Below are 9762 nucleotides of genomic sequence, written 5' to 3' on the forward strand. Positions count from 1 at the left end.
ATAAAGGCAGTCCTCCCCTGACTTGGGTATTAGTCAACGCTTACCCCGAATTTGAGGCAAACGGTGAACTCAAACAAGTGGTGATTAGCTTTATTGATATTACCAAACGCAAGCAAGCCGAAGAAGAAATTCAACACACTCGCAATTTCTTACAAGCTTTATTAGATCATTTACCCCTGGCGGTTTTTGTCAAGGATGTACACTCTGAAAAATTTGGGGTTATTCAATTTTGGAATAAAACCAGTGAAGAGTTATTTGGCATCTCAGCAGAACAGGCACTGGGTCAAACCGTTTATGAATTTTTCCCAACAGAACAGGCAAACTTTTTTTACCAAAAAGATAGAGAAGCAATCGAAAAGAGAACTATTAAAGATATTACCGAAGAAGTAATTGATAGTTATAGTCGCGGCAGACGTTGGCTGCATACGGTGAAAGTTCCCGTTTATAATGAGCAGGATCAGCCCGATTATTTACTGTGTTTTTCAGAAGATATTACCGAGCGAAAACAAGCAGAAGCCGAACGACGAGAAATGACTGAGGTGATGGAAAATGCCTTATCAGGTATTTCTAAACTCGATGCTCAAGGATATTACCTTTATATTAATAAAAACTATGCGAACATCGCCGGCTACGAACCTGAAGACATGATCGGGATGGCTTGGCAAAAAACAGTACATCCTGACGAGTTGNGAAAATGCCTTATCAGGTATTTCTAAACTCGATGCTCAAGGATATTACCTTTATATTAATAAAAACTATGCGAACATCGCCGGCTACGAACCTGAAGACATGATCGGGATGGCTTGGCAAAAAACAGTACATCCTGACGAGTTGGAAAAATTGATTGTCGCCTATCAGCAAATGCTAAAAGAAGGTCGAGTCGAAGTTGAAACCACAGGAATTCGCAAAGACGGTTCGATTTTCTATAAACAATTGGTGATGATTGCGTCCTATGATGAACAGCAGGAATTTGTAGGGCATTACTGCTTTATGAAGGATATTACTGACCGCAAACAAGCCGAAATTAATTTTGAACAAGAACTGCTGCGAACTCAAACCCTATTTAATACCTCAATTGATGGTATTGTTGTGATGAATTCTCAAGGAAATGTGGTACAATCTAGCGCTAGTTTTGCCCGAATGATTGGCTACACCTTAGAAGAAACTCAAACTCTAAATGTTGCCGATTGGGATGCTCAGTGGACAAAAGAAGAGCTAAAACTGATGCTGAATCGAGAGGAAATTATTCCTCTATTCGAGACGAGACATCGCCGGAAAAATGGTTCAGAATATGATGTTGAAATTAGCTGGAACCGAGTCGAATTAGACGGTGATATCATGAACTTCTGCATCTGCCGCGATATCAGCGAACGCAAACAAACAGAGGAAGCGCTGCGATATCAAAAGGAAATGTTTCAAACGATTGTTAATAATATCCCGGTGATGATTACCTTGTTTAACCCCGAGGGCAAAATTCAATTTATTAACCCCGAAGTTGAACGGGTTTTAGGATATCCCCTCGAAAGCTGGCAACAAAAAGATATCTTAGCAAAATGTTATCCTGACCCCGTTTATTGTCAAAGTGTTTTAGAATTTATGTTAGCCGCAACCGGAGACTGGAGAGATCTGACCACCCTAACAGCAACCGGACAACAAATCAACATATCTTGGGCAAATGTGCGGCTATCAAGTGGGTATTCTTTGGGGATTGGTCAAGATATTACGGAGCGCAAAAAAGCCGAAATTAACCTGCAAATTTCTCAAGCCCGGTTTGCTGGAATTTTAGACATTGCTAGCGATGCGATTATTTCCATCAATAGCCAGCAGCAAATCACCCTATTTAATAAAGGGGCTGAACAAATTTTTGGTTACACGACAGAAGAAGTATTAGGAAAACCCCTCAACCTGTTAATGCCAGAACGCTTTGCCAATCTTCATCATCAGCACGTTAGCCAATATAGTCAAACTGAAAGTCATGGGCGACAAATGGCAGAGCGAGGCGCAATTTTTGGACGGCGCAAAGATGGCTCAGAGTTTCCCGCAGAAGCCTCTATTTCTAAGCTAAATCTCAATGGCGAGGTGATTTTTACCACCTTTTTGCGAGATATTAGCACCCGACAACTGATCGAAAACGCCCTGCGAGAGAGTGAAGCTCGCTTTCAGACTTTTATGAATCATAGTCCGGCTGCTGCTTGGATCACAGATGCCAATGGTTTGGTCGTCTATGTTAGTCAAACTTATCTTCGCTCCTTCGACTTACCGACTGATAATCTGATTGGCAAATCTATTTTTGAACTTTACCCCACTTCTATCGCTCAAGACTATTTTAATAATATTCAGACCGTCGCTAAAACTCTCCAAGTCCTCAAAGTTATTGAAATTGCGCCCCGTCTAGATAAAAGTCTGGGTCATTTTTTGGTCTATAAATTTCCAATTCCTGACTTATCTGGAGATTTATTAATTGGAGGAGTTGCCATTGATATCACCCAACAACATCAAGCTGAAATTGCTTTACAACTGAGCGAAGAACGCTTGCAACTCGCACTCGAAGCCTCTGGAGATGGACTCTGGGATTGGGATCTCAGTACAGGCAAAGTTTACCTCAATTCCTACTATCAGGAGATGCTAGGCTATCCGCCTGAAGAGTTAATTATGAATACAATGGTTTGGGAAAATATGATTCACCCCGATGATAAATCCAGGGTCTTTGAATGTCTAAATGCTCACTTGCAAGATCCCTCCGTCAACTATAACTTTGACTATCGGGTGCGCTGCAAGTCTGGGGAGTGGAAATGGGTCGCTAACTATGGTAAAGTTGTCCTCCGTGCTCCCCAAGGTAAGCCGTTACGGATGATTGGAACCCACAAAGATATTAGCGATCGCAAACAAACAGAACTTGCACTCCGACAAGCAATGGAAGCCGCAGAAGCCGCGAACTTAGCAAAAAGTATCTTCCTCGCCAATATGAGTCACGAACTGCGGACTCCCCTAAATGTGATTCTCGGGTTTACTCAGGTGATGGCTCGTGATCCTTCCCTGACTTCCACTCAACAAGAAGATCTACAAACTATTCAGCGCAGTGGCGATCATCTCTTGAGTTTGATTAATGATGTCTTAGATCTCTCTAAAATAGAAGCCGGACATTGCACCTTAGAAGAAACGGGTTTTGATTTAATTGCCTTGCTGCATTCGCTACGAAATATGTTAGCTGAACGCGCCAGTTCTAAAGGGCTTGACCTTTGTTTTGAAATTGCACCCGAAGTTCCTCAATTTATTGTGGCAGATGCTCAAAAACTTCGTCAAGTTCTGCTCAATCTTCTCAGTAATGCCATTAAATTTACAAAAAAAGGCAATGTAACACTACGAGTTCAAACTCAGGAATTTCAACAGCCTAACACCCTGATGTTTGAAGTCGAAGATACCGGAGTTGGTATTGCTCCAGAAGAATTAAATACGATTTTTGATGCCTTTGTACAAGCCCAAGCCGGAAAACGTTTTGTTAGTGGAACAGGCTTAGGATTAACCATTAGCCGCAAATTGTTAGAACTGATGGGCGGAGAAATCACCGTCAAGAGTAAAATAGAACAGGGAAGTACATTTTCGTTTACCCTGCCCGTTCGCGTAACTGATGGAGTCGATCTCACCCCTGAACAGAGCGATCGCCTGGTGATCGGGTTAGCTCCTGGGCAACCTCATCGCCGCATTTTAGTCGTGGATGATCGGGCTGAAAATCGTTTACTCATGGTCAGATTACTGTCAAACTTGGGATTAGAAGTACGCGAAGCTAGTAACGGTCAAGAAGCAGTACAGCTTTGGAAAGAATGGCTTCCCGATNGATCTCACCCCTGAACAGAGCGATCGCCTGGTGATCGGGTTAGCTCCTGGGCAACCTCATCGCCGCATTTTAGTCGTGGATGATCGGGCTGAAAATCGTTTACTCATGGTCAGATTACTGTCAAACTTGGGATTAGAAGTACGCGAAGCTAGTAACGGTCAAGAAGCAGTACAGCTTTGGAAAGAATGGCTTCCCGATCTGACTTGGATGGATATTCGGATGCCCATATTAGATGGCTACGAAGCTACAAAGCAAATTCGGGCAATCGAACAGGGAAAAACCAGTATTATTATCGCCCTCACCGCCCAGGCTTCCCAAAGCGATCGCGCTCTTGCCCTGGCTGCTGGTTGTAATGATTATATCAGTAAACCTTTCCGTGAACAGACTTTATTTCTGAAAATGGCGGAATATTTGGGTTTAGAGTATCTTTATCAACAACAGGAAACTGTGTTCTCAGCATTCGGGAAAGAGTCATCCCAAGAGCATTCTTGGAACGGGAAACCAGACACTCGCAAGCCAAAACCTCATTTTGATCCTCAGCTTTTGGCCTCATTACCTCAAGCTTGGTTGATGAAATTAGAAGATGCGGCTATTTGTGGAAATGATATGGCGATCGCTGAATTAGTTGATGAACTTTCTCCTGAATTCGCTCAACTGGGAACTCGTCTAACAGAACTTGCAAACCAATATCAATTTGAGCGAATTGTTAATCTCATTCAAAGCCGAGAATAAGAGAATTTAAACACAGTAATTTATTAATAATCTTAAACCAAAAACGATTACTACTCTAACTTTGAAAAAGATGACGATTTTACTTAGATCTCCGACAGAAACGAATATTCTCATCGTAGATGATACCCCCGATAATTTGCGATTGTTAGCCAAAATTCTAGAGTCACAGGGCTATATTGTTCGTAAATCTCTCAATGGAAGAATGGCACTCCAAGGAGTTAATCGTGATCCTCCTAATTTGATTTTACTCGATATTAATATGCCGGAAATGAATGGCTATGAAGTCTGCAAACAGTTAAAAGCTTCAGAAGAAACGGCTCAGATTCCGGTGATTTTTATTAGTGCCTTAGAAAGACTTGAAAATAAAATGCAAGCCTTTGAATTAGGAGGTGTTGATTATATTACTAAACCGTTTCAAGAACAAGAAGTGTTGATGCGAGTAAAAAATCAATTACTCATCCAACAACAGCAGCAAAAACTCATCGAACAAAATCAACGTTTAAAACAGGAAATTCAAGAGCGTTTAAAAGCAGAAGCAGAAGTCAGACAGTTATCTCTGACNCTTGAAAATAAAATGCAAGCCTTTGAATTAGGAGGTGTTGATTATATTACTAAACCGTTTCAAGAACAAGAAGTGTTGATGCGAGTAAAAAATCAATTACTCATCCAACAACAGCAGCAAAAACTCATCGAACAAAATCAACGTTTAAAACAGGAAATTCAAGAGCGTTTAAAAGCAGAAGCAGAAGTCAGACAGTTATCTCTGACGGATGAATTAACCGGACTTTATAACCGACGAGGCTTTTTTGTCTTAGCTGAACAACAAATCAAAATCGCTCGACGCACTCAAGTTTCATGCTGTATTGTATTTGCTGATTTAGATGGATTGAAGAAAATTAATGATACACTAGGGCATGAAATCGGAGATAAAGTCATTGTTGATGCCGCCAAAATCTTAAAACAAACCTTTCGAGATGCGGATATTATTGCTAGACTAGGAGGCGATGAATTTGCTTTATTTATATCCGGTGTAGATGGCAGTATATCTAACTTTTATGTCCGGCTAAAAGCAAATATTGATGAGTTAAATCAAAAGCAAAATCAAGCTTATAAACTTTCAATGAGTATGGGAATACAGACTTGTAATTTTAATGATAATGACTTTTCACTCGAACAAGGATTAGCACTGGCTGACCAACTCATGTATGAACATAAACAGAATAAATATAGCAGTATAGCAGAAGTCAGGAGACAGTAGACAGGAGACAGAATTGAAACCTTTATCATATCATGTCCGGATAATTAGTGATCAAAAACTTTCTCATAATCCTCCTCTTTCTTCTTCTTGATTTCCTCCTGACTCCTGACTCCTGANATAATTAGTGATCAAAAACTTTCTCATAATCCTCCTCTTTCTTCTTCTTGATTTCCTCCTGACTCCTGACTCCTGACTCCTGACTCCTCAACAACACGAATATTCCCTCTTGGTGTCTCTGTGTCTTTGTGTTTTTTATACTTAAAAATAATAGTCAACTTTTCCAGATTGTACAGACATAATTTGAGTGTTTTTCAACCATTGATCATCAAAAACACCTAGATGAGTAGTTGTAATTAAGGTTTGAAAGCGATCACCCACTGCTTCTAAAAGTTGATTTTGACGGTTGATATCTAATTCGGCTAAAACATCATCTAAGAGTAATAAAGGCGGTTCACCCACCACATCTTCTATTAACTGTAATTCAGCCAATTTTAACGCTAAAACCAGCGTTCTTTGTTGACCGGAAGACCCATACTGACGAGCGGGAGTTTGATTAATTTCAAAGCAAATATCATCCCGATGGGGGCCAACTAAAGACGTTCCTTGCTGCTGTTCCGCGATCGCCCGAGTCGAGATTTTTTGCAAAAAAGCCTGCTGAACCGCTTGGGGCGATAACGCCGATAAGCGAGTCTTTTCTGCGGACAAAACCTGAACATTGGGTTGATAGGTGAGTTGTAAATTCTCGGTACTCCCACTAATTAAATGATGCCAGGTTTGAGCCAAGGGTGTCAACCGTTCTAAAACCCGATCTCGCCGTCGGATGACTCTTGAACCCGTAACCGCAAGTTGAGCATCCCAAACCGCTAATTCTGAGCCAGAACTTGAGGATTTTGGTTCAATATCTGTCGATAAACGAGATAGAGATCTGTTTTTTTTAAGTAAAGCATTGCGTTGTCGCAAAACTTGGTTATATTGGTGTAAAATATAAGCATAAACAGGTTCAAGTTGAACTAACAACCGATCCAACCAACTGCGGCGTCGTTCAGGACTTCCTCGCACTAATTCCAAATCTAAACTCGAAAATTCCACGACATTGAGAAGACTTAAAAAATCTAACTGTCGTCGTAGACTTTCACCATTCAACATCACCGTTCGTCGTCCTTGACTTCGCAGCGTCACAGCCAGTTCTAAGAGTCCTCGATCTCGTTCTAAAGTAGCGGTAATTTGTCCGATGGTTTCAGGATCTAAAATCAGATCGCGATCGCGACTCACCCGATGACTTTTTAACGTAGAAAGTAACTCAATCGCTTCTAACAGATTAGATTTTCCTTGGGCGTTATCACCAACTAAAATCGTTTTAGGAGCATCAAACACTACTTTTTGATCCCGATAGTTGCGAAACTGTTGAAGGTGTAGCGTTTTCAGATACATAGCAAACAAGGAAAAGAGCAAAGATCTAATTAGGAGTGCTAAATTATAAGCTGAATCATCAGATCCGACAATCCATCAGGGGACAGTTCTCAGGTGATCAACGGGTCAAGTCATATAAAACACCATTCTGTTTGCAGGCGATAGGCATCAAGCAAACACACAAGTCTCTAATCTTCACCCCAAGGGNCGTTTTCAGATACATAGCAAACAAGGAAAAGAGCAAAGATCTAATTAGGAGTGCTAAATTATAAGCTGAATCATCAGATCCGACAATCCATCAGGGGACAGTTCTCAGGTGATCAACGGGTCAAGTCATATAAAACACCATTCTGTTTGCAGGCGATAGGCATCAAGCAAACACACAAGTCTCTAATCTTCACCCCAAGGGGATCAGTCTGCAAGCCCCCTTCATCCAAGAGATTTAGAGGGATTAACCATCTGTTGCATCTTTTTTCCATTTCAGATACAGTCAAAACAATTATCAATCTAAACAAATATAAATTTAAATTTTGGGTGCCTGTCGTTCTTTGTGTTTAGACTTAGGAGAGTTAGTCATGGAAATTGATCAGATTCAAACGTATCTCAACAGTAGTGATTCTCAACAGCGATTAAAAGCGCTCACCGAACTGAGACACTATGATAGTGAAGTTGCCGTTCCCTTGTTGATGAGTAAGCTGCGTGATCCTGAGTTTTTAATTCGCTCTTTTGTGGCGATGGGTTTAGGGAACAAACGTTCTCCTGAGTCCTTTGAGGCGTTGCTAGAGTTGCTCAAAGGCGATCACGATTATAACGTCAGGGCGGAAGCGGCTAACGCTTTGTCGAAGTACGGTGATATCGCTATTCCTCATCTTGTCGAAGCGTTTCGTCTCGATGATAGCTGGCTCGTTCGTCGGAGTATCCTTGCACCCTTAACTGAGATGTCCTATCCAGAAGCCCTGTATGATATCTGTAGCTATAGTTTGACGGGGGAGGATCAAACCGTTAAGGAAGCAGCCATTGACAGCTTAGGAATGCTCTCAGGAACCACCAAACAAACAGAAGCGTTACAACAGCTTCTCAGGCTCGTCAGTGCAGACGGCTGGCGTACCCGTTCACGGGTGGCTCTGGCTTTAAGAAAATTTGACGATCCCCAAGCCAAAGCTGCACTCAACTACCTCAAAAAAGATGAGGATCATCGAGTCGTCGGCGCTGCCTTAGAAGGTTGGCTCTAGAACGAGGATAACCGGGTTTCCTCAAGAAGCCCGGTATCGTTTGATATTCTCAGCTTGACATCCTCACCGCCGTGAACGGACGGTGATTCCTAAACCTCACGATGCGCGGTTTCTGTTTCGTAGCAACAGCCTCTACCCGATTCGGAGTTTCATGGTCTTACGTTCGCGACCCAGACTATCCCCGCAAGTCCTGCGGTTCTTATGCGTAGAAGTCTCTCAAAGAGAATTCCTAGTTTAGATTTGATTCTAGGGGTGGACTTCCCATTGCCCTATCCTCTTATCCCAGTCTGCCGATTTTTCTTCGCCGTTGCTCATTCAAGCAAGCTTTGGTGTTAGGCTTTATGTCTCCATCGTCTGGGTGGGTATGTTACCACTACTATTATTACATATAAAGCCGTCCTACAAGGAGGGGGTTTCTGACCCAAAATTTTCGATNTCCCATTGCCCTATCCTCTTATCCCAGTCTGCCGATTTTTCTTCGCCGTTGCTCATTCAAGCAAGCTTTGGTGTTAGGCTTTATGTCTCCATCGTCTGGGTGGGTATGTTACCACTACTATTATTACATATAAAGCCGTCCTACAAGGAGGGGGTTTCTGACCCAAAATTTTCGATGGAGGTAGATGTAGAAGAAAGCGCAAATCAATGAGAAAGTAGCGTTGAAAATCTCTTTGTTCCAGAACTCCAAAAATTTATTGATCAATTAGTTGCGTTTTAGGCTAGAAACAAATATAATGGAGCCTGTCTGCGGATCAACAATCTGAGAACGAGAGATAGCAATAGACGAAGAATCATTCGTCTGTGCGGATTTGTCGAACAAGCAACCTGCTGAAGATAGGCTCAAAAAGCCAATAGCGACAATAGCAGATACACCCACTCCCTTCGGATTGATACGCTTCATGGTTTCCATGACTTGATTAGGGTTACATTCTCTACTTTATTCTATCTCCAGTCAAATGGGGATGTATTCCGTATGAAAATTTTCTCAGGTTTATTTAACTAAACCTTAACCTCCGCTAACAGGCGGAATTAAGACGACTTCATCACCATCTTCTAACGGGGTTTCCGGCGAAACAAACTGCAAGTTAACGCCAAAATGAGTGACTGAGCGCCACTGTTCGAGTTGGGGATGTTCGTTGATACAATGTTCGAGAACTTGAGAAACAGGGGTTTGAGAAGGTAAAGTTAAAACCAGTTCAGGAAGCTTGTAAACCTCTTGATACACAGCAAACAGTTTAACAGTGACGGTGATCGGTAAGTTAGACATGATCTAGGGGACTAGGGACTGGGGACTGGGG

Annotated in this window: 9 protein-coding genes; 6 read left to right on the forward strand and 3 right to left on the reverse strand. The window is 41.9% G+C overall.

From position 1 onward, the window contains the following. From WN50_RS06365 to WN50_RS35865, 5 genes are all read left to right on the forward strand, one after another. Positions 1 to 689, forward strand: a 689-nt coding sequence (locus WN50_RS06365) for a PAS domain-containing protein (RefSeq protein ID WP_235440849.1), incomplete at both ends; no start/stop codon positions are given. Between the two features lie 55 nt (positions 690 to 744). Continuing rightward, the coding region (locus tag WN50_RS30790; RefSeq protein WP_235440851.1) for a PAS domain-containing protein at positions 745 to 3834 on the forward strand (3090 nt) is incomplete at its 3' end. Between the two features lie 106 nt (positions 3835 to 3940). Continuing rightward, entirely contained in the window at positions 3941 to 4567 is a 627-nt protein-coding gene (locus tag WN50_RS06375; protein ID WP_235440852.1) for a response regulator, read from the forward strand. A gap of 70 nt (positions 4568 to 4637) precedes the next feature. Next, positions 4638 to 5128, forward strand: a 491-nt coding sequence (locus tag WN50_RS35860) for a response regulator (protein ID WP_235440850.1), incomplete at its 3' end; no start/stop codon positions are given. A gap of 79 nt (positions 5129 to 5207) precedes the next feature. Next, positions 5208 to 5825 carry a GGDEF domain-containing protein gene (locus tag WN50_RS35865; protein ID WP_235440853.1) on the forward strand — a complete coding sequence of 206 codons (618 nt, stop codon included), beginning with the start codon at positions 5208 to 5210 and terminating at the stop codon, positions 5823 to 5825. Positions 5826 to 6083: 258 nt separating this feature from the next. Here the strand turns inward: WN50_RS35865 and recF are convergent, their stop codons facing one another. Further along, entirely contained in the window at positions 6084 to 7256 is a 1173-nt protein-coding gene (gene recF, locus WN50_RS06385; protein WP_046278430.1) for a DNA replication/repair protein RecF, read from the reverse strand. 554 nt (positions 7257 to 7810) lie between these two features. Here recF and WN50_RS06390 point away from each other — a divergent pair. Beyond that, positions 7811 to 8467 (forward strand): HEAT repeat domain-containing protein, encoded by a 657-nt coding sequence (locus WN50_RS06390; RefSeq protein WP_046278431.1) that lies wholly within the window; start codon positions 7811 to 7813, stop codon positions 8465 to 8467. A gap of 700 nt (positions 8468 to 9167) precedes the next feature. On the opposite strand, the gene WN50_RS33800 is transcribed toward WN50_RS06390, so the two are convergent. Further along, the gene (locus WN50_RS33800; protein WP_152964723.1) at positions 9168 to 9365 is read right to left on the reverse strand and encodes a hypothetical protein; all 198 of its coding nucleotides are present in this window, start codon (positions 9363 to 9365) and stop codon (positions 9168 to 9170) included. A gap of 105 nt (positions 9366 to 9470) precedes the next feature. Continuing rightward, positions 9471 to 9731: a MoaD/ThiS family protein gene (locus tag WN50_RS06395; RefSeq protein ID WP_046282160.1), complete on the reverse strand. Its 261-nt coding sequence runs from the start codon at positions 9729 to 9731 to the stop codon at positions 9471 to 9473. Positions 9732 to 9762 lie beyond the last annotated feature (31 nt).

Source organism: Limnoraphis robusta CS-951 (assembly GCF_000972705.2).

What these genes read in the sequence shown, in the direction of transcription:
- WN50_RS06375 (WP_235440852.1), top strand. Translation starts at nt 3,941, where the DNA reads ATGGTCAGATTACTGTCAAACTTGGGATTAGAAGTACGCGAAGCTAGT.
- WN50_RS35865 (WP_235440853.1), top strand. Translation starts at nt 5,208, where the DNA reads ATGCGAGTAAAAAATCAATTACTCATCCAACAACAGCAGCAAAAACTC.
- recF (WP_046278430.1), bottom strand. Translation starts at nt 7,256, where the DNA reads ATGTATCTGAAAACGCTACACCTTCAACAGTTTCGCAACTATCGGGAT.
- WN50_RS06390 (WP_046278431.1), top strand. Translation starts at nt 7,811, where the DNA reads ATGGAAATTGATCAGATTCAAACGTATCTCAACAGTAGTGATTCTCAA.
- WN50_RS33800 (WP_152964723.1), bottom strand. Translation starts at nt 9,365, where the DNA reads ATGAAGCGTATCAATCCGAAGGGAGTGGGTGTATCTGCTATTGTCGCT.
- WN50_RS06395 (WP_046282160.1), bottom strand. Translation starts at nt 9,731, where the DNA reads ATGTCTAACTTACCGATCACCGTCACTGTTAAACTGTTTGCTGTGTAT.